The sequence below is a fragment of the uncultured Escherichia sp. genome (genome assembly GCF_948475835.1).
Classification (GTDB): domain Bacteria; phylum Pseudomonadota; class Gammaproteobacteria; order Enterobacterales; family Enterobacteriaceae; genus ECMA0423.
Window position 1 is genome coordinate 1 of the sequence record NZ_CAOLGM010000066.1, and the last position, 23756, is coordinate 23756.

Sequence of the window (23756 nt, forward strand, 5' to 3'; positions counted from 1 at the left end):
AACTGGAACAGGGCGACCGCGAAGGTTTGCAGGATGGCCCGAAAGTCTCGTTTAAAGAGATTGCCACCAAACACTGGCGCAGCCTGTTGACATGTATTGGTCTGGTAATTGCCACCAACGTGACTTACTACATGTTGCTGACCTATATGCCGAGTTATTTGTCGCATAACCTGCATTACTCCGAAGACCACGGGGTGCTGATTATTATCGCCATTATGATAGGTATGCTGTTTGTCCAGCCGGTGATGGGCTTGCTGAGTGACCGTTTTGGCCGTCGTCCGTTTGTGCTACTTGGTAGTGTTGCCCTGTTTGTGTTGGCGATCCCGGCGTTTATTCTGATTAACAGTAACGTCATCGGCCTGATTTTTGCCGGGTTACTGATGCTGGCGGTGATCCTTAACTGCTTTACGGGCGTTATGGCTTCTACCTTGCCAGCGATGTTCCCGACGCATATCCGTTACAGCGCGCTGGCGGCGGCATTTAATATTTCGGTGCTGGTTGCCGGTCTGACGCCAACACTGGCGGCCTGGCTGGTCGAAAGCTCGCAGAATCTGATGATGCCTGCCTATTACCTGATGGTAGTGGCGGTGATTGGTTTAATCACCGGCGTAACCATGAAAGAGACGGCAAATCGTCCGTTGAAAGGTGCGACACCGGCGGCGTCAGATATACAGGAAGCGAAGGAAATTCTCGTCGAGCATTACGATAATATCGAGCAGAAAATCGATAATATTGACCACGAGATTGCCGATTTGCAGGCGAAACGTACCCGCCTGGTGCAGCAACATCCGCGAATTGATGAATAAGCTGAAACGGATGGCCTGATGTGACGCTGTCTTATCAGGCCAATTGAACTCTTAAGGTTCACTTAATCTCTGACGCGCATACTCTCCTCCAGGTTAACGGAGGAGAGTGCAATGAAAAACCGTGTTTATGAAAGTTTAACTACCGTGTTCAGCGTGCTGGTGGTCAGCAGCTTTCTTTATATCTGGTTTGCCACGTTCTGATCTTTCTTCAGCCGTACCCAGGCCCGCGTGCCGGAAGTCTCTTGCCGGTTTTGCAGGAAAAACTGCCCGTGATGCAACTGTGTAATGCGGCTGACAATACTTAACCCCAGACCAATCCCGCCATAACGGCTGTCCATACGTACAAACGCTTTACTCAACTCCCCGCATTTACTCTCATCAATACCTGGTCCTTCATCTTCAACTGCCATGACCGCTCCGCCATCTTCTTGCAGCTTAATCATAATGTTGCTGCCTTGCGGGCTGTAACGATGGGCGTTTTCTACCAGGTTTCGCAATAACATCCGCAGCAGGGTTGCATCACCCTGAACGGTGATGTCGGCGGCGCTCTCTGGCAATAGCAGGGTTTGCTGTCGCTGGTCGAGCATGGTACTGAGTTCGTCATACGAGGGGAGAATGACATCTTCCAGCAGTTTTACATGTTGATAATTACCGGAAGAAAATGACTGTCCGGCACGCGCCAGTTGCAGCAGCTGGGAGACGCTCTCCATCATTTGATCAAGCCGTGCCACTAACGGTGCTACATCAATGTGATGCGTTTTCGCCAGCAGTTCCAGATGCAAACGCACCCCCGCCAGTGGCGTTCGCAGTTCGTGCGCGACGTCAGCGGTAAACAACCTTTCGTTATCCAGCGTGCTGGTCAGGCGACTGACCAGATCGTTCAACGCCGAAACCACCGCTTCGATTTCGAGGGTGGCGCTGTGAATGGCAATGGGCGTTAAGTTGGCGGCGGTGCGCGCTTCCAGCTCTTTTTGCAGCTCCGCCAGCGGGCGGGTGATGCGGCGTACCGCCTGATAGCAGATAAATAGCGTCAGGCTGACCATAAAGACGCCGGGGACAATCAGGCTGGCGACCGCCTCGCGGATCTCACGCATGATGTGGCGATCGTTGTTGCGATTGTCGCGTAGCGCCTGCTCAAACAGCTGAATCTGCTCGGTACTTTCATGCCATAGCCAGAAGACGCTGATCAGCTCAAACACCAACAAAATGGCCCCGATGGTCAATATCAGCCGTTGGCGCAGCGATATTGGTCGGCGCAGAAAATGCATCAGATTCAATTAGTTTTCCTCATTCGCGACCAGCATATAGCCAAAGCCGCGCACGGTGCGGATACGGGCTTTGCCCACTTTGTCGCGCAGATTGTGGATATGCACTTCCAGGGTGTTGGTCGAGGGTTCATTGTCCCAGTTATAGATGTCGTTGTAGAGAATTTCCCGATGCACCGGACTGCCTGCTTTGAGCATTAACCGTGACAGCAGAGCATATTCTTTGGGCGTCAGAATCAACTCTTCACCGCCCATCCATACCTGACGGCGACCCATATTCAGCGTCAGATTGCCAACAATCAGCTCACTTTCGCCCTGATTATTATGGCGTCGTAGCAGGGCGCGGATACGGGCGTGTAACTCTTCCAGCGCAAAAGGCTTCACCAGATAGTCATCGGCACCGACATCCAGCCCGGCGATTTTGTCGGTCAGCGTATCGCGAGCGGTGAGGATCAGTACCGGCAGGGTATATTTTTTCTGCCGGATACGGGCGAGAAAATGCAGTCCATCTTCGTCGGGTAACCCTAAATCCAGTACCACCAGGCTGTAATGACCGGCCTCAAGGCTTTGTTCCGCCATCCGCGCGGTTGTCACGCCATCGCACGCGTAGCCTTCAGTTTGCGCCGCCAGAATCAATCCCTGCAATAACAGCGTATCGTCTTCAACAATCAGAATTTTCATTCACTCACTCTCCTGCAAGTTTGCAGAATATCATCCGCAGCCTGGTAATACTTCGTCTCAACGCCAGTTAATCCCAATAGCGTGGAGAATAAATTGTCTTGTGAATAGTGTTGCGTTTGCGCCTGTTTTTGCAGGCAGTTCTGGTCAACCTGATACCGTTTTTGATAATCCTCCGACAGCCACAGCAGCATCGGCACCTGTTTTTGGCTATCCGGGGCGATGGCATAAGGCAGACCGTGCAGATAGATGCCATTTTCACCTAACGATTCACCGTGGTCAGAAAGATAAACCAGGCTGATGGTAAATTTATCCTGATGTTCTTTCAGCAGATTAATCGCTTTATCAACAATATAGTCGACGTAAACCAGCGTGTTGTCGTAAGTGTTCACCAGTTGCTCTTTGCTACAGGTCTGGATCTCATTGGTGTCGCAGGTTGGGGTAAATTTCCTGAACTGCGGCGGATAGCGGTTGTAATAGGTCGGACCGTGGCTGCCGATGGTGTGTAAGACAATCACGCCATCACCCTGCAGGTTATTGATGTACTCTTCCAGCCCGTGGAACAGTACTTCGTCATAGCATTCGCCGTTGATGCACTGACCAGGCAGATTCAGCGCGGTGACGTTCTGGTGAGGCACGCGGTCGCAGGCACCTTTACAGCCGCCATCGTTGTCATTCCACAGCACGTTGATGCCCGCTCGCTGAATGATATCCAGCACGCCTTCCTGGTGCTGTGCCAGCTCTTCTTTGTAATGCTCACGCGGCATATCCGAGAACATGCACGGTACTGAAACTGCCGTTGCCGTGCCGCAAGATGCGGTATTAGGGAAATAGACCACGTTATCTTTCGCCAGCCGCGGGTTAGTTTCACGCGGGTAGCCGTTGAGGGAGAAGTTCTCCGCCCGCGAGGTTTCGCCGACAATCAGGATGGTCAAATTTTTACGTTTTTCGTTCTGCATTAACGGGTTGCGGTGGGCGTCTTCACCAATTCGCACCAGCGGTAGATTTGCCAGTCGCTGATGGGAGTACCATGACCAGCTGGCAACAATGCTGTTAGAGGGGCTTAAGGATTTCACCTGCTCTTTGTTATTGCGGAACAACGAGGCGTAGTCTTTATAAAACAGTGCGGCGACCAGCAAAATCAGTAGTACAGAAACCAGAATATTGGCTCCACGGAAAAGAACACTGCGCAGACGCGAGGTGGCAGGTTTGATTTTTATCCAGCAGGCAATCAGCGCAGCAAGCACGCCGCTGAATCCCAGCGTTAATAACATTTGCGGTGTCATCAGCGCATAACTTTCTGCCGGAGTGGTATCAATAATATTGGCAATCATCGAGCGGTCGATGACGATGCCGTAAGTCATTATGAAATATTGTGCAGCCGCGCCAACCAGAATAAACAGGCAGGCCAGTGGTCGATTAAGCCATAAGAAAGAGCTTAGTGTCAGGACAATATTAATCACGCTGAAAGCGACGACCGGCATCGACAAGAAAACCAGTACGTTATGCAGCGAATCCAGCGGCAGCGCCTGCAACACCTGTTTAAAAAAGGCAATATTCAGGCAGATAGAGATATAAAAAGCGGCCAACAATAGCCAGGCGAGTAAATTCAAAGAGGGTCTTTTTAGTAGGCGCTTCAACATCACGGTGTTTCCATCGAACAAAGTGCGCATATGCTCGCAAAGCAAAATTAAGCCAACCTTAAGTTCTTAAGGTTGGCTTTTATGTTTGCTGGATTAAGGGGAATTAATCTTTGCTTATTGGTGCATCTAAGGGATACGGGTTTTTATGTAGCCGGTTGTAATTCAGCGCATACATGGCGGTGATGACCATCAGGGTGACAAATGACCACATAACCTCTTTCGCTCCGGACCCCACCACGGCCCAGATGCAGTAGAGGAAGGCAATGGTAGTAACTGCCAGATATGCCGGGCGTGCTTTACCAAAGTGACCGTGTCCGAGCAGCAGTAACGCCGCACAGGTGTAAAGATATGGCACCAGTGTAAAGATGACCGAGACGGAAGAAACCAGACCGAACTCTTTGGTCGCGTTTGGTGAAATGCTGCTGAGCTGGAAGATGGTCATCAAAATACCGACGATAATCAGCCCCGCCACTGGCGTACCCGCTTTATTTACACGGGCAAAAATTGGTGGGAACAGTCCGTCATCGGCAGCGGCTTTCGCCGTTTGACCCGCCAGCAACGTCCAGCCGCCCAGTGAACCTAAGCAACCCGCAGCTGCGCAGAAGGAAACAATGGCCCCGGCGGTGTCACCCAACGCCATCCGTGCGGCATCACCGAATGGCGAAGCAGAAACGCGCAGTGCGGCATTAGGGATCATCCCCATAATCGCGGTGGTAGAAAGTACATAGCAAACGGCGGCAATCAATACCCCACCAATGGTGGCGATAGGGACATTGCGTTTCGGGTTTTTCACCACACCTGCGGCAACGGAGGCACTTTCCACACCGATGAACGACCACAGCGTAACGTTAAGGGTACTTTGAATTGCACCGAAGGTGCCCAGGCCGCTGACGTTCCATGCCGCCATATAGGTTTCACCACGGAACCAGAACCAGCCAAATACGGCAATCCCGACGATGGGGATCAGCGCCAGCACGGTGGCAACTGCCTGCACACGGGTGATCATTTTCGGACCGACAATGTTCAGCAGGACGAAGATCCACAGCACCACGACGCAGGTGATGGTTAATACCAATGGATCTTTCAGAATCGGGAAGAAGTAACTTAAATATCCTACGCCAATGACCACCATGGCGATATTGCCGATCCAGCAGGCCAGCCAGTAGAGGACGTTGGTTTGATAACCGAGAAACGGGCCAAAGCAGCGGCGGGCGTAAGCGTAAGAACCACCAGGACTTGGGTCGAGGAACGACATTTTGGCGTATACCATCGAGAGCCCCAGTGCACCGATAATCGTCACCAACCATCCATAAATGGCAATCCCGCCAGTAGAGGCCAGGTTTGCAGGTAACAGAAAAACACCTGACCCCATAATATTCCCCGACACCATCAGGGTGACGGGGATTAAGCCCACTTTGTGAGCATCAGCATCCGAAGACATAATTAAACTCCTGCGAAGGCGAGCTTCGTGACAATAAATTACGTCATATCATACGCCTGCATTCGATAGTTGAATTATTATCGACCGGGTTATCGCTGATGCCGTTATTAATATAGCTCTTCGTTAAGGTTAAAAATCAGGCGACAGTGCGTTCTCTGTGCTGACTAACATAATGCAGCGGCGTCATACCGTAGAAGTCTTTAAAGACAGAAATAAAGTACGACGTACTGTTGTAGCCGCAGGACTGTGATACCTGAGAGATATTTTTACCGTCCATCATTAATTCATTTACGGCATAACGCATGCGGCAGGTGGTGATTATTTGGCTATAACTGGTGTTTTCGCTTTTCAACTTTTTCTTTAACAGACTTGGGCTAAGACATAAACAACTGGCTACCATACTAAGATTCCAGTCTTTGTGAATATCGCTTTCAATAATTTGATAAACGCTGTCACTTACACAATTACGTAACATATACATCATTAATGAAAGGAATTTTTTACTGTCGAGAAAACGGGATAGCACCGTGAATAATAATGCGCGTGTTCGTTCCTTTTCTGACTCAGTTTCTGCGGGCATCATGCTGTGTTGCGCGGCAACGCGAAAGACGTCTGGCGTCAGGCATGGCAGGGTGAGTATGGGCGTAGCGCTACGTTGCCATACTGGTATTTGCGAGAGATCTTTATTCAGAAACCGGAGGTAATCTTTGATGATGTCGTGACTAATATGAGCAACCAAAGTGTTGTTAAGAGAGGAGACGTCGATAATATTATTTTCACAATTTAATAACGCCATATGGTTAGCTTTAAGGCTAATAGGTTCTTTCCCATTCACCCTTATCCAGACATCTTTTTCAGTCAATAAAACAATACAAGGTTGGTCGCTGCAAATCCTCATACATGTACTCCTGAGTGCAAATAAAAGACCAGTTCTCGCTAAAGCAAAGCGATACCGGGAAATGGTTATATAATTGTATGATGAATATAAACATGCATCAAAATAACGAGTTTTACTAATATTACAAATTTTTATAGTAATTTCTCATGTACATATTTTTTTACAGGATAAATAACAGGCAAAAAAAAGCGCGGGGTGGGGCCGCGCAAAAAGTATGACATTTTTGTTTGCAGCAATTTTTATGAAAACGTTGCCATACTCAAAAGGCCTAAGGCCAGGCGGCGTAATGTTATTTAAACAATTACGCCTTCAGCGGAATAGTGGTTACGCTTTCACGCACATAACGTGGTAAATACCGTCAATAATTTCAGTCCCTTCAGTTTCGTGTTCAAATCCAGGGAAATGGTGGTCCCAGGATTGCAGCGAGCGTAAATAACTTACTTGCGGACTGTTTTTATCGCCGAAGTTTTCACCAGACAGCAGCATCGGGATTCCTGGCGGATACGGGATAACTGAGTTTGCCGCGATGCGTCCTGGCAGATTTTCAATGGATACCAGTTCGACATTGTTGTCGACAATCGCGTTGTACGCTTCACGCGGGGTGATTTCCGCCATCGGCAGGCCGGAATAGGCTTCGTTCAACCGTGCGCCAGGGTTGTTTTCTTTCAGCCAGGCAAACATGGTGTCACCCAGATCGTGAATCCCCATGTTCGCGTAAGTGTCAGGATATTGTTCAACAAGTTCCGGCATCACCTGCGCCAGCGGTGTGTTGGCGTCATAGTGGCGTTTGAAGGAGCAAAGGGTGTTAACCAGAGTCCCCCATTTCCCACGGGTTACGCCCATAGAGAACAGGAACATAATTTGGAAGTCAGTGGTGCGGGTAGGCACAATGCCGTGGCGACCAAGCCAGGCAGTGACCAGCGCCGCCGGAACACCGGTTTCTTCCAGTTCACCATCTTCACCCATTCCCGGAGCAAGGATGCTGACTTTAATCGGGTCGAGCATACTCCAGTTATCCGGAATATCTTTGAAGCCGTGCCAGCTTTCGCCCGGATGCATTACCCAGCAGTCCTGAACGGTGGTCAGCAGTTTGGTTGGTGCGTCAGCAAAGTCATAGGTTTTGCCGGTTTGTGGGTCGGTGACGACTTCTTTGTTCCACGGTTTGAAGAACCAGCTACCGTCAGCGGTGAACTCTTTATACAGCCGCGCCATCGCCTGACGAAAATCAACCGCTTCGTCAATCACTTCTTGTGTCAGTGACAGGCCGCTGTTGCCGTCCATCATCGACACCGCCACGTCGTTGGATGCGCAGATGGCATACAGCGGGGAGGTGGTGGCATGCATCATGTAGGCCTGGTTGAAGCGGGAGAAGTTAATCGCCCCACGACCTTCACGTACATGAATATAAGAAGCCTGTGACAGCGCATTCAGCAGTTTGTGGGTGGAGTGGGTGGCGAAAACGGTAGGACCGTTGTGATCGCCAGGTTCGCCGCGCATGGCATAGTGATCGGCATAGATCGGGTTGAAACGTGCATAGCCGTACCAGGCTTCGTCAAAGTGCAGACGATCGGAGGTTTTTTCCAGCAGATCCTGCGCTTCTTTAGCGTTATAACACACGCCGTCATAGGTGCAGTTGGTCACCACGCAGTAAGACGGTTTTTGCCCAGCTTTGTCTTTAGTCAGCGGGCTTTCACTGATTTTCTTCTGCAAGGTTTCAGGTTGCATTTCCTGCGGATAGATTGGCCCGATAATGCCGTAGCGGTTGCGGCTTGGCACCATGTAGACTGGTTTCGCGCCTGTCAGCATCAAGCCTTGTTCGATGGATTTATGGCAATTACGGTCAACGACCACGACATCGTTATCGGTCATGCAAGCCTGCATGATGGTGCGGTTAGAGCCGGAAGTACCGACGACTACCGACCAGGAGCGATCGGCACCAAATACGCGTGCGGCATATTTTTCGCTTTCGCCAAATGCGCCAGTATGGTCAAGCAAAGAACCGAGGGAAGTTCGTTCGATGCCCATATCGGTGCGGAACAGATTTTCTCCATAGTAGTCATGGTAGAAACGTCCGGCGGGTGTTTTGGTAAAACCAACGCCGCCCTGGTGGCCTGGCGCTGCCCAGGAATATTCATGGATGTCGCTATATTTCATCAGCGCGCTGAACAGTGGCGGCAACAGCTGCTGGCGGTAGCGGGTCATCGCGGCAACAGCGCGTCCGGCGATAAAGTCGGCGGTATCTTCCAGAATCCAGGCGAATTCATCGACAAGCTCCAGCAGGTCGCGATCCATTGCGGCGAGGGCTTTTTCCCGATCGCCCAACAGGAAGACCGGCACGTTTTGTTGGCGCTCATGAAGCTTACCGATCAATTGTCTGACGTTTTGATGTTCGTCCGGATGTTCCATTTGATAACTGAACATCAGGCAGTCAATGGCTTCGTTTGAAGAGAGAATGGCAAAACCATCATCAAAGGAGGTGGATTTAATCACGGTAACATTTTGCTGGCTTAAAGCATCTGCCAGACGCTCAACGGCGTTACCGACCCAGGTGTCTTGATGGAGAAACTCGCTTTCAACAATTAATACTTTCATCATTGCTTACCCGGTTATGAAGGAATCTTCGTTGCGGGCAAGTATCTTCCGGCCTTTTCGGGCTGTAAAGCGCGTGAAAAACAAACATTTTTGAAATATTTATTTTTATAAACAATGCGTTATGTGATTATTTTAAATTATTTTCACTGCTTATTATCGACGGCTAAACTATTTTTTTGGCTGATACTGATATCGTCTTTAGCCGGGAAACGTCTGGCGGCGCTGTTGGCTAAGTTTGCGGTATTGTTGCGGCGACATGCCGACATATTTGCCGAACGTGCTGTAAAAACGACTACTTGAACGAAAGCCTGCCGTCAGGGCAATATCGAGAATACTTTTATCGGTATCGCTCAGTAACGCGCGAACGTGGTTGATGCGCATCGCGGTAATGTACTGTTTCATCGTCAATTGCATGACCCGCTGGAATATCCCCATTGCATAGTTGGCGTTAAGTTTGACGTGCTCAGCCACATCGTTGATGGTCAGCGCCTGATCATAGTTTTCGGCAATAAAGCCCAGCATCTGGCTAACATAAAATTGCGCATGGCGCGAGACGCTGTTTTTGTGTGTGCGCGAGGTTTTATTGACCAGAATCGGTTCCCAGCCAGAGAGGCTAAATCGCTTGAGCATCAGGCCAATTTCATCAATGGCGAGCTGGCGAATTTGCTCGTTCGGACTGTTTAATTCCTGCTGCCAGCGGCGCACTTCAAATGGGCTAAGTTGCTGTGTGGCCAGTGATTTGATCACCATGCCGTGAGTGACGTGGTTAATCAGGTCTTTATCCAGCGGCCAGGAGAGAAACAGATGCATCGGCAGATTAAAAATCGCCATGCTCTGACAGGTTCCGGTATCTGTTAGTTGGTGCGGTGTACAGGCCCAGAACAGCGTGATATGACCCTGATTGATATTCACTTTTTCATTGTTGATCAGGTATTCCACATCGCCATCGAAAGGCACATTCACTTCGACCTGACCATGCCAGTGGCTGGTGGGCATGATATGCGGTGCGCGAAACTCAATCTCCATCCGCTGGTATTCCGAATACAGCGACAGCGGGCTGCGGGTCTGTTTTTCGTCGCTGCTGCACATAAACGTATCTGTATTCATGGATGGCTCTCTTTCCTGGAATATCAGAATTATGGCAGGAGTGAGGGAGGATGACTGCGAGTGGGAGCACGGTTTTCACCCTCTTCCCAGAGAGGCGAGGGGAGCGTCCGAGCATCATGAGGCCGAAAACTCTGCTTTTCAGGTAACTTATTACCATAAACTCAGATTTACTGCTGCTTCACGCAGGATCTGAGTTTATGGGAATGCTCAACCTGGAAGCCGGAGGTTTTCTGCAGATTCGCCTGCCATGATGAAGTTATTCAAGCAAGCCAGGAGATCTGCATGATGACTGCACCCAAAATTACATTTATCGGCGCTGGTTCGACGATTTTCGTTAAAAATATTCTTGGTGATGTGTTCCATCGCGAGGCGCTGAAAACGGCGCATATTGCCCTGATGGACATTGATCCCACCCGCCTGGAAGAGTCGCATATTGTGGTGCGTAAGCTGATGGATTCAGCAGGGGCCAGCGGCAAAATCACCTGCCACACCCAACAGAAAGAAGCCTTAGAGGATGCCGATTTTGTCGTGGTGGCATTTCAGATTGGCGGTTATGAACCTTGCACGGTGACTGATTTCGAGGTCTGTAAGCGGCATGGTCTGGAACAAACCATTGCCGATACGTTGGGGCCGGGCGGTATTATGCGCGCGCTACGTACCATTCCGCATCTGTGGCAAATTTGCGAGGACATGACGGAAGTCTGCCCCGATGCCACCATGCTCAACTATGTTAACCCCATGGCGATGAATACCTGGGCGATGTATGCCCGTTATCCGCATATCAAACAGGTCGGGCTGTGCCATTCGGTGCAGGGAACGGCGGAAGAGCTGGCGCGTGATCTCAATATCGACCCAGCTACGCTGCGTTACCGCTGCGCAGGTATCAACCATATGGCGTTTTACCTGGAGCTGGAGCGCAAAACCGCCGACGGCAGTTACGTGAATCTCTACCCGGAACTGCTGGCGGCTTATGAAGCAGGGCAGGCACCGAAGCCAAATATTCATGGTAATACTCGCTGCCAGAATATTGTGCGCTATGAAATGTTCAAAAAGCTGGGCTACTTCGTCACGGAATCGTCAGAACATTTTGCCGAATATACGCCGTGGTTTATTAAGCCAGGTCGTGAGGATTTGATTGAGCGTTATAAAGTACCGCTGGATGAGTACCCGAAACGCTGCGTCGAGCAGCTGGCGAACTGGCATAAAGAGCTGGAGGAGTATAAAAACGCCTCCCGGATTGATATTAAACCGTCACGGGAATATGCCAGCACAATCATGAACGCTATCTGGACTGGCGAGCCGAGTGTGATTTACGGCAACGTCCGTAACGATGGTTTGATTGATAACCTGCCACAAGGATGTTGCGTGGAAGTAGCCTGTCTGGTTGATGCTAATGGCATTCAGCCAACCAAAGTCGGTACGCTACCTTCGCATCTGGCCGCCCTGATGCAAACCAACATCAACGTACAGACGCTGCTGACCGAAGCTATTCTTACGGAAAATCGCGACCGTGTTTACCACGCCGCGATGATGGACCCGCATACTGCCGCCGTGCTGGGCATTGACGAAATATATGCTCTTGTTGACGACCTGATTGCCGCCCACGGCGACTGGCTGCCAGGCTGGTTGCACCGTTAAAACGCGACTAAACGCTACTGCGCCGGGGGATTTATTCCGGCGCACACCTCTGACGATACCAATAACAGAAGGCGGGCGTTGGTAACAGCGACCCGATACCCTATGAGCATTTCAATGACTACAAAACTCAGTTATGGATTTGGAGCGTTCGGGAAGGATTTTGCGATCGGCATTGTGTATATGTACCTCATGTATTACTACACCGATGTCGTCGGGCTGTCTGTGGGTTTGGTCGGTACTTTGTTTCTGGTGGCGAGGATCTGGGATGCTATTAACGATCCGATTATGGGATGGATTGTAAATGCTACGCGATCGCGATGGGGTAAGTTCAAACCCTGGATCCTGATCGGTACGTTGGCAAACTCTGTAATCTTATTTCTCCTCTTTAGTGCGCATCTGTTTGAAGGTACTACTCAGATTGTCTTTGTTTGCGTGACCTACATCCTCTGGGGCATGACTTACACCATTATGGATATTCCCTTCTGGTCGCTGGTTCCAACCATCACGCTCGATAAACGTGAGCGTGAACAACTGGTTCCTTATCCGCGTTTTTTTGCCAGTCTGGCGGGCTTTGTTACGGCAGGTGTGACGCTACCATTTGTTAATTATGTCGGCGGTGGCGATCGGGGATTTGGCTTTCAGATGTTCACTCTGGTACTGATCGCCTTTTTTATTGTTTCAACCATCATCACTCTGCGCAATGTGCATGAAGTCTTTTCGTCAGACAATCAACCGTCTGCTGAAGGAAGCCATCTGACACTTAAAGCCATCGTTGCGCTTATTTATAAAAACGATCAGCTTTCATGCCTCTTGGGTATGGCTCTTGCTTATAATGTAGCCAGCAATATTATTACCGGCTTTGCTATCTATTATTTCTCATATGTTATTGGTGATGCGGATTTGTTCCCCTATTATCTGTCGTATGCGGGAGCTGCTAACCTGGTGACGTTAGTATTCTTCCCACGCTTAGTTAAATCATTATCCCGACGCATTTTATGGGCCGGAGCATCTATTCTTCCGGTGTTAAGCTGTGGTGTTCTCCTGTTAATGGCATTAATGAGCTATCACAACGTCGTCCTCATTGTGATTGCGGGTATTTTGCTGAATGTGGGAACGGCGCTTTTCTGGGTATTACAGGTCATCATGGTGGCAGATACCGTTGATTACGGTGAATATAAACTGCACGTACGCTGTGAAAGTATCGCTTACTCCGTGCAGACTATGGTGGTGAAGGGCGGTTCAGCCTTTGCGGCTTTTTTCATTGCGGTTGTGTTAGGGATGATTGGCTATGTACCGAATGTTGAACAGTCTACGCAAGCCCTATTAGGTATGCAGTTTATTATGATTGCTCTACCAACTCTGTTTTTCATGGTAACGCTGATTCTCTACTTCCGTTTCTATCGCCTCAATGGCGACACGCTGCGCAGGATCCAGATTCATCTGCTGGATAAATATCGCAAAGTACCGCCCGAGCCTGTTCATGCTGATATTCCGGTCGGTGCAGTGAGTGATGTGAAAGCCTGACGTGGACAATAGCTAACGAAAATGGCCTGATGCGATATGTTTATCAGGCCACGTCTTAATGTAATGCTTTGGATTTGCAAATTTTGTAGACCGGATAAGGAATTCACGCCGCATCCGGCATCAACAAAGCGCACGTTGTTATCCGGTTATCAAGCCAAAGCGCCGTAGCTGGCGGCAATGAAAGCGAGCGAGGAATATCACCGTCGTTAATGCGCCAAGCAGCGCGCAGAACATATCGGATTGCGTGTCCCACTGGTCGCCCTGGGTGCCGAGAAAATCATCCGCTCCCTGGCCCATTGCCAGCGCCGCCCACCACTCGATTAATTCATACATCGCGCTTATCGCCAGCGCCACGCAGCAGACCAGGAACGCCACCATTTTACGTCCGCGCACGTACATCCCGCGCACGAGAATTTCTCGTGCCACCAGTGCAGGCACCAGCCCCTGGAAAAAATGCCCCAGCTTGTCATACGGACTACGGCTCAACCCCAGCCATTCCTGCACCTCAAAACCAACGGGGACTTTCGCGTAGGTGTATTGCCCGCCGACCATCAGGATGATGGCGTGAAAGAAAATGAGCGTATAGAGCAGCGGCGTTAACGGATAACGTTTAGCGGTGGCAAGCAGTAGCGGCACGACAATAATCACCGGTGTCACTTCCATCAGCCAGGTGAGTTTGTCATGGGCCGAAATGCCGGTATAAATCAGGATTAACGTTAGCGCCAGTGCGCCGGTGTTAAGAATTAACGGCTTGAGTGTGCGGGTCATGGTGAGTTCGCAAATCAGGGAAAATACTGACTATTCACCAGCAAGCGTGAAATTACAATCGCAAAAGAGGTGGCCCAGGGGGATCACCTGGCAGCATGCTGCCAGGCGCTGGGCCGAAGAGGTTACTTAGTGCAGTTCGCGCACTGTTTGTTGACGATTTGCTGGAAGAAGTCGTTACCTTTGTCATCGACCAGGATAAACGCCGGGAAATCTTCTACTTCGATTTTCCAGATAGCTTCCATACCCAGCTCCGGATAAGCGACGCATTCCAGATGCTTGATGCTCTGCTGCGCCAGTACCGCCGCCGGACCGCCGATGCTACCGAGGTAGAAGCCGCCGTGTTTATGACACGCGTCGGTAACCTGCTGACTGCGGTTACCTTTCGCCAGCATGATCATGCTGCCGCCGTGGGATTGCAGCAGATCCACGTAGGAGTCCATACGGCCTGCGGTGGTTGGGCCAAGTGAACCTGATGGATAACCGGCAGGGGTTTTCGCCGGACCCGCGTAGTAGATCGGGTGATCTTTGATGTACTGCGGAAGTTCTTTACCGGCGTCAATCAGCTCTTTCAGCTTGGCGTGTGCAATATCTCGGCCCACGATAATGGTGCCGGTGAGCGACAAACGAGTGGATACCGGGTATTGCGAAAGCTGGGCGAGGATCTCTTTCATCGGGCGGTTAAGGTCAACTTTCACCGCTTCGCCTTCACCGGCCTGGCGCAGTTCTTGTGGAATGTACTGGCCTGGGTTGTGTTCCAGTTTTTCGATCCAGATACCTTCGCGGTTGATTTTCGCTTTAATGTTACGGTCAGCGGAGCAGGAGACGCCCATGCCGACCGGGCAGGATGCGCCGTGACGTGGCAGACGGATAACGCGAATGTCGTGCGCGAAGTATTTACCGCCAAACTGCGCGCCAAGACCGAGTTTCTGGGCCTCTTCCAGCAGTTCCTGTTCCAGCTGGACATCGCGGAACGCCTGACCATGTTCGTTCCCTTCCGTCGGCAGTTCATCGTAATAGTGAGCGCTTGCTAACTTGACGGTTTTCAGGTTGGTTTCCGCAGACGTACCGCCAATCACAAACGCGATATGGTACGGCGGGCAGGCTGCAGTACCGAGGGTACGCATTTTCTCGACGAGGAAGTTTTTCAGTTTGCCGGGAGTCAGCAGGGCTTTGGTTTCCTGGTAGAGATACGTTTTGTTGGCAGAGCCGCCGCCTTTCGCAACGCAAAGGAATTTGTACTCATCGCCATCTACCGCGTACAGGTCGATTTGCGCAGGCAGGTTAGTGCCGGTGTTGACCTCTTTGTACATGTCCAGCGCCGCATTCTGTGAATAGCGCAGGTTATCTTCGATATAGGTGTTATAGACGCCTTTCGACAGCGCTTCTTCATCACCGCCGCCGGTCCACACGCGCTGGCCTTTTTTACCGACGATGATCGCGGTGCCGGTATCCTGGCAGGTCGGCAGCACGCCTTTGGCGGCGATTTCGGAGTTTCTTAAGAATTGCAGCGCCACGTACTTGTCGTTTTCGCTGGCTTCTGGATCGTGAAGAATAGCCGCAACCTGTTTCTGGTGTGCCGGGCGGAGCATAAAAGAAGCGTCGTGAAAGGCTTGCTGCGCCAGCAGGGTCAGGGCTTCTGGTTCCACTTTCAGGATGGTTTCGCCGTCGAAGTCGGCAACGCTAACGTAATCGGAAGTGAGTAGATAGTATTCGGTATTGTCTTTCCCCATCGGGAAAGGTGCCTGGTAGATAAAGGGTTTGTTTGACATAGCTTCCAGCCTGTAACTCTGTATTTGTTATTCGAAAATGGCGTGCCGCGTAGTCACGGGCGGCACGCAAAGTGCATTTATAAGAACCCGTACATCGCGGCGAAGATCCAGCCGAAGACGCACGATACGCTCACACCAATCAACCCCGGCAGAATAAAGCTGTGGTTGATGACGAAGCGACCGATGTGGGTGGTGCCGGAACGGTCAAACTGAATCGCTGCCAGATCGCTCGGATAAGTCGGTAGGATGTAATAACCGTAGCAAGCCGGTGCTGAAGCCACGATGTATGCCGGATCAACGCCGATCGCCAGCGCGACCGGAACAATCGCCGCCAGCGCCGCAGCCTGAGAGTTTACAAACTTGGAAACCAGCAGCAGAACAATGGCATAGGCCCACGGATACTCTTTCACCATTTCACCCAGTACGCCCTGAATTTCAGACATATGCGCACCGAACATGGTTTCTGCCATCCATGCGATACCGTACACCGCCACGATGGCGATCATACCGGAACGGAAGACTTCGTTTTTTGAGATAGACGCGGGATTGGTTTTGGTCAGGATAATAATCAGCGCCCCGGTCAGCAGCATAAACATCTGAATAACCAGTACCATCGACAGCGGTTTGCCGCCGAAGGATGGACGCAGGTCCGAATCAGCACCAAGAAGGGCGACTACAGCGATTGCACCGAGGAAAATCCACATTGCCAGCCAGTTGCTTTTCGGCAGTTTTTTATCGAGCAGCGTCGCGGTATCACCGTAAACATACTCACGGTTTTCCGGTACGGAGATGAATTTCTGGAACTCTTCGTCTTTATCCAGATCTTTACCGCGGAACCAGCTGAAGATACCGATCGCCAGGATACCGATTAACGTCGATGGAATGGTGATTGCCAGCAGGTCGAGGAACTCAAGATGGCGACCATCAAAGGTGACATTACCCAGCATTGCAACCAGAGACACGACCGCAACCGACACCGGACTGGCGATAATCCCCATCTGTGCACCGATAGAACTTGCCGCCATCGGACGTTCCGGACGGATGTTGTTCTTAATGGCGACGTCGTAGATGATCGGCAGAATGGTGTAAACCACATGACCCGTACCGCAAAGAATGGTCAGTGTACAGGTCACAAACGGCGCGACAATTGAGACATATTTCGGGTTGCGGCGCAGCAGCTTCTCGGCAATTTGCAGCATGACATCAAGACCGCCCGAAGCTTGCAAGGTCGCCGATGCCGCCACCACCGCAATGATAACCAGCATGACATCAACCGGTGGTTTACCTGGCTGAAGGTGGAAGACGAAGACCAGAATGACCAGACCGATACCGCCTAATAAACCCAGCGCGATACCACCCTTTCTGGCACCATAAAACAGACATATCAGTATTATGATAAGTTGGATAGTAAATAACATGTGTGAACCCTCGCGATAATCCTATTTAAATTTTTGCTGAATAGATCACAGTCACGTTCTGTTTTGTATGAACTGTTTTCAGAGCCTGACTAAATATCCGTTTGGTCGTTACCGGCTTTAGCAAATACCTCACAGTAAATATTGGCTGATTAAAGCAGCGGCAAATTTATGCACTGTGATAAGCGGCTTTTTCAGAGAGAAAAACTCTCTGGCGATGGGTTTATAGTTTGTACTGCGCAGATGTTAATGTTTTGTTTGCTGTTATCTTATTGATATTTATCGGTCTATTTTTTGTTCTCAGGGCAGATATCATTAGGTTTAAAGATTAATCTGATCTACCCATTTGTGGGTAAAAATACACATAATGCGGGTGACATAATAGTTAATTAACTTTTGTTATCGTTTTGAAATTAAAAACACCGTTCACCTGAAGAGATATTAATTTTTAGCGATGATGGAGGGATAATTATATTTGATCTGGCACAAGTTTTACTGATGAAGGATGTAACTTGTGCCAGGGGTATTTTGCATTACGGTAATAATTATTACTTACAGATAACCAGCGATCCGTTATTGGCAATATTGTTTCAGTAGTGAGTAGTGTTCTGCCTGAATACGGTAACGGTAAACCGGACGCCCCGTGACGCCATAATGGATACTGGTGAACAAGATGTGGCAGTTGACCAGCCAGATGAGGTATTTACGGCAGGAAACACGCGAGATGTTAACCTCGTTAGCCAGCTCGTCGGTTGAAAACTCATAGTCCTGATGCGCGTCAATCCACTGGCACAGCGTGCGTAACGTCTGCGGCGTTAAGCCTTTTGGCAAGCGACGAGGATCCTGTTCGTTGGAGCTGCTGCCGTGGATTAGCTGATCAAGCTCGGCCTGGTCATAATACTGATGTTTTTCCAGCGCCATTTTCTTTTGCCGCCAGCCGGTGAGCGCCTCTTCAAAGCGGGAAGCCTGGAAGGGTTTGATCAGGTAATCCACGACACCGTAATGCAGCGAATCTTTAATGGTTGCCGCATCGGCTGCGGAGGAGATGACAATCACATCACTTTTGCAACGCGCGTTATGCAGGACAGGCAGTAAATCGAGCCCGTTCTCTTTTTGCATATAGATATCGAGCAATATCAGGTCGATAGGCGTATCGCTATTGAAGATAATCTCTTTGGCTTTCTCCAGCGTCGAGGCTGTTCCACAGCATTGAAAGCCTGGGATTTGTGCTACGTATCGGCGATTCAGCTCCGCGACCATTGCGTCGTCATCGATAATTAATACATTGATCATCTGTTCGACCTCTCCCCGTCCCAGGGTATCTGGACAAAAAATTGTGTGAAAATCCCGGGTTCCGATTCCACGGCGATGCTGCCGCCGAGATTTTCTACCTGTTGTTTGACAAGTGCTAAACCGACGCCTCGCTCGCTTCCTTTTGTCGAGACACCTTTGTCAAAAATGTGATCGATTTTGTCGGGTGCGATCCCCGGTCCATCATCGTTAACTTCGCAGTGCAGCCAGCCGTGACGGTAGTGCAATGTTACGCTAATTTCGCCACCGGGTTCCGGCCCTAATGCTTCCAGCGCGTTTTCTATCAGATTTCCCAATGTGGTAATCAGCGTCGCGACCTGGTCCTCACTGCCGCTGTCTGGCAGCTGGCTTTCACTGTTTAAAATCAGCGTATGGCCTAAATCGGTCGCGCGATTAATCTTGCTGATTAAAAAACCAGCGATAACCGGAGATTTGATCTTACCCAGCAGAGAGCCAATCTCTTCCTGATAGTTATTGGCTGTTTTGAGAATGTAATCTTCCAACTGCTTATAACTCTTCAGATGCAATAATCCGAGAATCACATGCAATTTATTCATAAATTCGTGGGATCGTTCACGAAGTGCATCAGCATAGTTGACCAGACCGTCGAGTCGCTGCATCAGTTTACGAACTTCAGTTTTGTCCCTGAAGGTTGAAATGGCACCGATGATAACGCCATTACTGCGCACCGGAACGGTGTTGATCAGTAATAGCCGATCTTTAATCGTAATCTCTTCGTCGCGGCGCGGCGTACCGTCGCGTAACACTTCCGAGACATCTACCACCTGTGACCATGAGTGGCTGAGCGTCGACAGTTTCTCATCGTCCTGCGACTTACGGTAATTCAGCAATTCTTGTGCGGCATCGTTGATCAGCGTGACCTCGCCGCGATCGTCCACGGCAACGACGCCTTCTTTGATAGACTGCAACATGGCCTGGCGCTGCTCAAACAGCGTGGAGATTTCGTAGGGTTCCAGGCCGAAAAGGATTTTTTTCAGTACCTTAACCAGAATGCAGGTGCCAATCAGTCCGACCAGCATGCCAAATAATACCGACCAGATAATGCTCCAGCGACTGTCATTGATTTGTTGGGTCACGCGGCTTAACTCAAGGCCGATCGCCACCACGCCAATTTGTTTATGATTTTCATCGTAGATGGGGGTAAATACGCGTAAAGCCTGCGCCAGAAAACCGCGATTGATAGCGACATTTTCTTTGCCATTCAGCGCTTTAAGGATGTCATCACCTTTAAATGGCTGACCAATACGCTGGGCTTCAGGATGCGAGTAGCGAAGACTTTGCATATCGGTAACGACAATAAACAGCAGATCGTTGCGTTTGCGCACGGCTTCCGCGATGGCCTGGATTCCGCTCTCCTGCGGTTTTTTCTGCAAGCCCTGACGGATTTCCGGCGAGTCGGCGAGGGTACGCGCCACTGCCAGTGCCTTGTTGGCTAGCCCGTCTCGCGTCATATCACTGATTTGCGAGAAGTAAATCAGATGCACCACCAATAGCACCGAGAACAGTACCGCACTGACCATTAAGATCACTGTGGTACTCAATTTCATCGGACGTTTGCGTAACATGCGGTAGGGCAATGAATGTCTCATCAGCTTCCTTGTGTGACAAATTTCTTAAGCATTATCTCTGATGAGGCGGGTAATTCAAAGGGAGTAAGAATGATTGGCTATATAGGGGAAGAGACTCTGGCAACGGAAACTGCCAGTGCTGTATGAAGATTCCAGGGCTATGCTTATAGCGATAATCATACTGATGAGAGAGGGAAAGTCATGGATCAGGCGCTACTGGACGAGGGTTATCGCTGTTATACCGGCGAAAAGATCGATGTCTATTTCAACACTGCGATATGTCAGCATTCTGGCAATTGCGTACGTGGCAACGGCAAGTTATTTAATCTCAAACGAAAGCCGTGGATCATGCCGGATGAAGTCGACGTCGTCACTGTGGTTAAAGTGATTGATACGTGCCCGAGCGGCGCGCTGAAATACCGTCATAAATAAGCGAGGGTAAAATGGAAATACGCGAAGGCCACAATAAATTTTACATTAATGACGAACAGGGCAAGCAAATCGCTGAAATTGTCTTTGTGCCGACCGGAGAGAATTTAGCGATTATCGAACATACCGATGTCGATGAAAGCCTGAAAGGGCAGGGGATTGGTAAACAGCTGGTTGCGAAAGTCGTGGAAAAAATGCGTCGGGAAAAACGAAAAATTATCCCACTATGCCCATTTTCGAAACACGAATTTGATAAAACGCGGGAGTATGATGATATTCGCAGTTGATGGGAGAGTACAGAGTCACGATATTTTTCATGCTCTCCGCGGAGTGATGCAGGAGAGCATCTGAAGGGTAGGGGGATGCACAAAGAATGGGCAGAGAGAGCGTTTTTTTGTCCCAAGTCATCCCCTTTACTGAGCAAAAAAAAGAATATCTCCTATATGAGAATCATCAATCGGGGTTAATAAGTTTTGCGTCCCCAGAGCGTTTAATATTGATAGGAGTCATATTATGGAAGGTAAAAACAAGTTCAATACTTATGTTGTTTCTTTTGATTATCCATCATCTTATTCCTCAGTGTTCTTAAGGTTAAGATCATTGATGTATGATATGAATTTCTCCTCTATCGTGGCTGATGAATATGGGATACCACGACAATTGAATGAAAACTCCTTCGCAATAACGACATCGTTAGCCGCAAGTGAAATCGAAGATTTAATCAGGCTTAAATGCTTAGACTTACCGGATATTGATTTTGACCTCAACATTATGACAGTTGATGACTATTTCCGTCAGTTTTACAAGTAGCCAGGAAGGATAAGAAGAACATAAAAAATGGCACTATTCTCTAAAATATTAATTTTTTATGTGATTGGTGTGAACATATCCTTTGTCATTATCTGGTTTATCTCACATGAGAAAACACATATTCGTTTACTTAGTGCATTCCTGGTCGGAATAACCTGGCCAATGAGTCTGCCTGTGGCATTACTTTTTTCTCTCTTTTAGGAGCTGTAGTTGAGTGGACCCGCTGGTTATCGTGAAACGAAGCGTCTCTCCTCAAAACTGGATTTGCGGAACGACGAACGAAGCAGTCGCCTGACTGCTTCGTTCATTAAAGTGAAATTTATTTCTGTGGGCGCATCGCCGGGAAGAGAATAACGTCGCGAATAGTATGACTGTTTGTAAACAGCATAATCATTCGGTCGATACCAATACCCAGACCAGCGGTTGGCGGCAGACCATATTCCAGCGCAGTCACGTAATCTTCGTCATAGAACATGGCTTCGTCGTCACCTGCAGCTTTAGCGTTAACCTGTTCCTGGAAACGTTCAGCCTGATCTTCTGCGTCGTTTAATTCGCTAAAACCATTACCGATTTCACGACCACCGATGAAGAATTCAAAACGGTCGGTGATTTCCGGGTTAACATCATTACGGCGCGCCAGCGGTGACACTTCTGCCGGATATTCCGTAATAAAGGTTGGCTGAATCAGATGTGCTTCTGCCACTTCATCAAAGATCTCCGTGACAATACGTCCCAGCCCCCAGCTTTTCTCTACCGTAATTCCGATAGATTCAGCTAATGCTTTAGCAGCATCAAAATTATCCAGGTCGGCCATATCGGTTTCTGGACGATATTTTTTGATTGCTTCGCGCATGGTGAGTTTTTCAAACGGTTTGCCGAAATCAAACACATGCTCGCCATAAGTGACTTTAGTGGTACCCAGAACCTCTTGTGCCAGGGTGCGGAACAGGGACTCTGTCAGTTCAATCAAATCGTGGTAATCCGCATACGCCATGTAGAGTTCCATCATTGTGAACTCAGGATTATGGCGAACAGAAATACCTTCATTACGGAAGTTACGGTTGATTTCGAATACCCGTTCAAAACCGCCTACAACCAGACGTTTCAGATACAGCTCCGGCGCGATACGCAGATACATATCTAAATCCAGAGCATTATGATGGGTAATAAACGGGCGAGCAGATGCCCCACCTGGAATTACCTGCATCATCGGGGTTTCTACTTCCATAAAGCCGCGCGCGACCATGAACTGACGGATAGCGGCCAGAATTTTTGAACGGACAACGAACGTTTGACGGGATTTATCGTTAGCGATGAGGTCCAGATAACGTTGACGATAACGGACTTCCTGATCCTGCAGACCATGGAATTTATCTGGTAAAGGACGTAGTGCTTTTGTCAGCAGGCGCAACTCAGTACAGTGAATGGAAAGCTCACCGGTTTGCGTCTTAAACAGCGTACCGCGGGCACCGATAATGTCACCCAGATCCCATTTTTTAAACTGATCGTTATAAACACCTTCTGGCAGGCTATCTCTTGCAACGTACAGTTGAATACGGCCACCGACATCCTGCAACGTTACAAAGGAGGCTTTCCCCATGATACGACGGGTCATCATTCGGCCAGCAACCGAGACTTCAATGTTTAAGGATTCCAGTTCCTGGTTATTCTTCGCATCAAACTCTTCGTGCAACTGGTCAGAGGTATGGTCGCGGCGAAAATCATTGGGAAACGCCACACCTTGCTGACGTAGTGCCGCCAGTTTTTCGCGGCGATTTCTCAGTTCATCGTTAAAATCAATAGCCTCATTGGCTCCCCGTGTTTCTTGTTCAGACATTTTGGTTCCTCTAAATCCAGCTTTCAATTTAGCGTAGATAAAGAGACAGATCGGTACACTGTATTATCTGCCTCGACTATTAATAACTCAGTTTATCTTATCGAAACTAACGCTTACCTCAAGTTGATATCACTAATAAATAACCATCAAAATGGTTTAAATGACTTATTAATCTAGATTTGCTAGTGTTATAAACTGAAAGTTAATTTATTCATAACCAATTGTTTTTACGACAG

21 protein-coding genes are annotated in these 23756 nt (G+C 49.3%); 8 read left to right on the top strand and 13 right to left on the bottom strand.

The window, feature by feature from the left end; all coding sequences use genetic code 11:
- Together proP and pmrR are read left to right on the top strand one after the other, a co-directional pair.
- The coding region (gene proP / locus QZF50_RS13775; protein WP_290388893.1) for a glycine betaine/L-proline transporter ProP at window positions 1-806 on the top strand (806 nt) is incomplete at its 5' end.
- 111 nt (window positions 807-917) lie between these two features.
- Entirely contained in the window at window positions 918-1007 is a 90-nt protein-coding gene (gene pmrR, locus QZF50_RS13780; RefSeq protein ID WP_000797656.1) for an LpxT activity modulator PmrR, read from the top strand.
- Here the strand turns inward: pmrR and pmrB are convergent.
- The 7 genes from pmrB to melR all read right to left on the bottom strand — a co-directional run bounded on the left by pmrB (window position 983) and on the right by melR (window position 10430).
- Window positions 983-2083 (bottom strand): two-component system sensor histidine kinase PmrB, encoded by a 1101-nt coding sequence (gene pmrB / locus QZF50_RS13785; protein ID WP_290388894.1) that lies wholly within the window; start codon window positions 2081-2083, stop codon window positions 983-985. The genes pmrR and pmrB overlap by 25 nt on opposite strands.
- Window positions 2084-2752, bottom strand: a complete 669-nt coding sequence (gene basR, locus QZF50_RS13790) for a two-component system response regulator BasR (protein ID WP_000697915.1) — start codon at window positions 2750-2752, stop codon at window positions 2084-2086. It abuts the gene before it with no gap.
- Entirely contained in the window at window positions 2749-4392 is a 1644-nt protein-coding gene (gene eptA, locus QZF50_RS13795) for a phosphoethanolamine transferase EptA (protein WP_061892624.1), read from the bottom strand. Before eptA ends, basR begins: the two co-directional genes overlap by 4 nt.
- A 103-nt stretch (window positions 4393-4495) precedes the next feature.
- Window positions 4496-5833 (bottom strand): arginine/agmatine antiporter, encoded by a 1338-nt coding sequence (gene adiC / locus QZF50_RS13800; protein WP_000093154.1) that lies wholly within the window; start codon window positions 5831-5833, stop codon window positions 4496-4498.
- A 136-nt stretch (window positions 5834-5969) separates the two neighbouring features.
- Entirely contained in the window at window positions 5970-6731 is a 762-nt protein-coding gene (adiY, locus tag QZF50_RS13805) for a DNA-binding transcriptional activator AdiY (RefSeq protein WP_001217059.1), read from the bottom strand.
- A 324-nt stretch (window positions 6732-7055) separates the two neighbouring features.
- The gene (gene adiA, locus QZF50_RS13810; RefSeq protein WP_001307519.1) at window positions 7056-9323 is read right to left on the bottom strand and encodes an arginine decarboxylase; all 2268 of its coding nucleotides are present in this window, start codon (window positions 9321-9323) and stop codon (window positions 7056-7058) included.
- A gap of 198 nt (window positions 9324-9521) precedes the next feature.
- Window positions 9522-10430, bottom strand: a complete 909-nt coding sequence (melR, locus tag QZF50_RS13815) for a transcriptional regulator MelR (protein WP_001090758.1) — start codon at window positions 10428-10430, stop codon at window positions 9522-9524.
- Between the two features lie 282 nt (window positions 10431-10712).
- On the opposite strand from melR, the gene melA reads away from it, so the two are divergent.
- Together melA and melB are read left to right on the top strand one after the other, a co-directional pair.
- Window positions 10713-12068, top strand: coding sequence for an alpha-galactosidase (gene melA / locus QZF50_RS13820; RefSeq protein WP_000988016.1), 1356 nt, complete (start codon window positions 10713-10715; stop codon window positions 12066-12068).
- A gap of 102 nt (window positions 12069-12170) precedes the next feature.
- Window positions 12171-13592: a melibiose:sodium transporter MelB gene (gene melB, locus QZF50_RS13825; RefSeq protein ID WP_000028114.1), complete on the top strand. Its 1422-nt coding sequence runs from the start codon at window positions 12171-12173 to the stop codon at window positions 13590-13592.
- A 138-nt stretch (window positions 13593-13730) separates the two neighbouring features.
- Here melB and QZF50_RS13830 read toward each other — a convergent pair whose 3' ends face one another.
- The 5 genes from QZF50_RS13830 to QZF50_RS13850 all read right to left on the bottom strand — a co-directional run bounded on the left by QZF50_RS13830 (window position 13731) and on the right by QZF50_RS13850 (window position 20465).
- On the bottom strand, window positions 13731-14360 hold the full coding sequence (locus QZF50_RS13830) for a DUF2238 domain-containing protein (protein WP_290387139.1): 630 nt from the start codon (window positions 14358-14360) through the stop codon (window positions 13731-13733).
- A gap of 122 nt (window positions 14361-14482) precedes the next feature.
- Window positions 14483-16129 (bottom strand): class I fumarate hydratase, encoded by a 1647-nt coding sequence (gene fumB, locus QZF50_RS13835; RefSeq protein WP_000066681.1) that lies wholly within the window; start codon window positions 16127-16129, stop codon window positions 14483-14485.
- A 77-nt stretch (window positions 16130-16206) separates the two neighbouring features.
- Window positions 16207-17547 carry an anaerobic C4-dicarboxylate transporter DcuB gene (gene dcuB / locus QZF50_RS13840; protein WP_000899522.1) on the bottom strand — a complete coding sequence of 447 codons (1341 nt, stop codon included), beginning with the start codon at window positions 17545-17547 and terminating at the stop codon, window positions 16207-16209.
- A gap of 570 nt (window positions 17548-18117) precedes the next feature.
- Window positions 18118-18837, bottom strand: a complete 720-nt coding sequence (gene dcuR / locus QZF50_RS13845) for a two-component system response regulator DcuR (RefSeq protein ID WP_000611288.1) — start codon at window positions 18835-18837, stop codon at window positions 18118-18120.
- A complete protein-coding gene (locus QZF50_RS13850) occupies window positions 18834-20465 on the bottom strand; it encodes a sensor histidine kinase (protein WP_001216487.1) in 1632 nt (543 codons plus the stop codon). Before QZF50_RS13850 ends, dcuR begins: the two co-directional genes overlap by 4 nt.
- Before the next feature lie 180 nt (window positions 20466-20645).
- On the opposite strand from QZF50_RS13850, the gene yjdI reads away from it, so the two are divergent.
- From yjdI to ghoT, 4 genes are all read left to right on the top strand, one after another.
- The gene (yjdI, locus tag QZF50_RS13855; protein ID WP_000371700.1) at window positions 20646-20876 is read left to right on the top strand and encodes a 4Fe-4S mono-cluster protein YjdI; all 231 of its coding nucleotides are present in this window, start codon (window positions 20646-20648) and stop codon (window positions 20874-20876) included.
- 11 nt (window positions 20877-20887) lie between these two features.
- On the top strand, window positions 20888-21160 hold the full coding sequence (locus QZF50_RS13860) for a GNAT family N-acetyltransferase (protein ID WP_000405649.1): 273 nt from the start codon (window positions 20888-20890) through the stop codon (window positions 21158-21160).
- Window positions 21161-21386: 226 nt separating this feature from the next.
- The gene (gene ghoS, locus QZF50_RS13865) at window positions 21387-21683 is read left to right on the top strand and encodes a type V toxin-antitoxin system endoribonuclease antitoxin GhoS (protein WP_000398619.1); all 297 of its coding nucleotides are present in this window, start codon (window positions 21387-21389) and stop codon (window positions 21681-21683) included.
- Between the two features lie 27 nt (window positions 21684-21710).
- Window positions 21711-21884, top strand: coding sequence for a type V toxin-antitoxin system toxin GhoT (gene ghoT, locus QZF50_RS13870; RefSeq protein ID WP_001173343.1), 174 nt, complete (start codon window positions 21711-21713; stop codon window positions 21882-21884).
- Window positions 21885-22002: 118 nt separating this feature from the next.
- On the opposite strand, the gene lysS is transcribed toward ghoT, so the two are convergent.
- Complete coding sequence (gene lysS, locus QZF50_RS13875) at window positions 22003-23520, bottom strand: lysine--tRNA ligase (RefSeq protein ID WP_001295087.1); 1518 nt, start codon at window positions 23518-23520, stop codon at window positions 22003-22005.
- Window positions 23521-23756 lie beyond the last annotated feature (236 nt).

Excerpts from the sequence above, each read along its gene's own strand:
- pmrR (WP_000797656.1), top strand. The coding sequence starts at position 918 with ATGAAAAACCGTGTTTATGAAAGTTTAACTACCGTGTTCAGCGTGCTG.
- basR (WP_000697915.1), bottom strand. The coding sequence starts at position 2,752 with ATGAAAATTCTGATTGTTGAAGACGATACGCTGTTATTGCAGGGATTG.
- eptA (WP_061892624.1), bottom strand. The coding sequence starts at position 4,392 with ATGTTGAAGCGCCTACTAAAAAGACCCTCTTTGAATTTACTCGCCTGG.
- adiC (WP_000093154.1), bottom strand. The coding sequence starts at position 5,833 with ATGTCTTCGGATGCTGATGCTCACAAAGTGGGCTTAATCCCCGTCACC.
- adiY (WP_001217059.1), bottom strand. The coding sequence starts at position 6,731 with ATGAGGATTTGCAGCGACCAACCTTGTATTGTTTTATTGACTGAAAAA.
- adiA (WP_001307519.1), bottom strand. The coding sequence starts at position 9,323 with ATGAAAGTATTAATTGTTGAAAGCGAGTTTCTCCATCAAGACACCTGG.
- melR (WP_001090758.1), bottom strand. The coding sequence starts at position 10,430 with ATGAATACAGATACGTTTATGTGCAGCAGCGACGAAAAACAGACCCGC.
- melA (WP_000988016.1), top strand. The coding sequence starts at position 10,713 with ATGATGACTGCACCCAAAATTACATTTATCGGCGCTGGTTCGACGATT.
- melB (WP_000028114.1), top strand. The coding sequence starts at position 12,171 with ATGAGCATTTCAATGACTACAAAACTCAGTTATGGATTTGGAGCGTTC.
- QZF50_RS13830 (WP_290387139.1), bottom strand. The coding sequence starts at position 14,360 with ATGACCCGCACACTCAAGCCGTTAATTCTTAACACCGGCGCACTGGCG.
- fumB (WP_000066681.1), bottom strand. The coding sequence starts at position 16,129 with ATGTCAAACAAACCCTTTATCTACCAGGCACCTTTCCCGATGGGGAAA.
- dcuB (WP_000899522.1), bottom strand. The coding sequence starts at position 17,547 with ATGTTATTTACTATCCAACTTATCATAATACTGATATGTCTGTTTTAT.
- dcuR (WP_000611288.1), bottom strand. The coding sequence starts at position 18,837 with ATGATCAATGTATTAATTATCGATGACGACGCAATGGTCGCGGAGCTG.
- QZF50_RS13850 (WP_001216487.1), bottom strand. The coding sequence starts at position 20,465 with ATGAGACATTCATTGCCCTACCGCATGTTACGCAAACGTCCGATGAAA.
- yjdI (WP_000371700.1), top strand. The coding sequence starts at position 20,646 with ATGGATCAGGCGCTACTGGACGAGGGTTATCGCTGTTATACCGGCGAA.
- QZF50_RS13860 (WP_000405649.1), top strand. The coding sequence starts at position 20,888 with ATGGAAATACGCGAAGGCCACAATAAATTTTACATTAATGACGAACAG.
- ghoS (WP_000398619.1), top strand. The coding sequence starts at position 21,387 with ATGGAAGGTAAAAACAAGTTCAATACTTATGTTGTTTCTTTTGATTAT.
- ghoT (WP_001173343.1), top strand. The coding sequence starts at position 21,711 with ATGGCACTATTCTCTAAAATATTAATTTTTTATGTGATTGGTGTGAAC.
- lysS (WP_001295087.1), bottom strand. The coding sequence starts at position 23,520 with ATGTCTGAACAAGAAACACGGGGAGCCAATGAGGCTATTGATTTTAAC.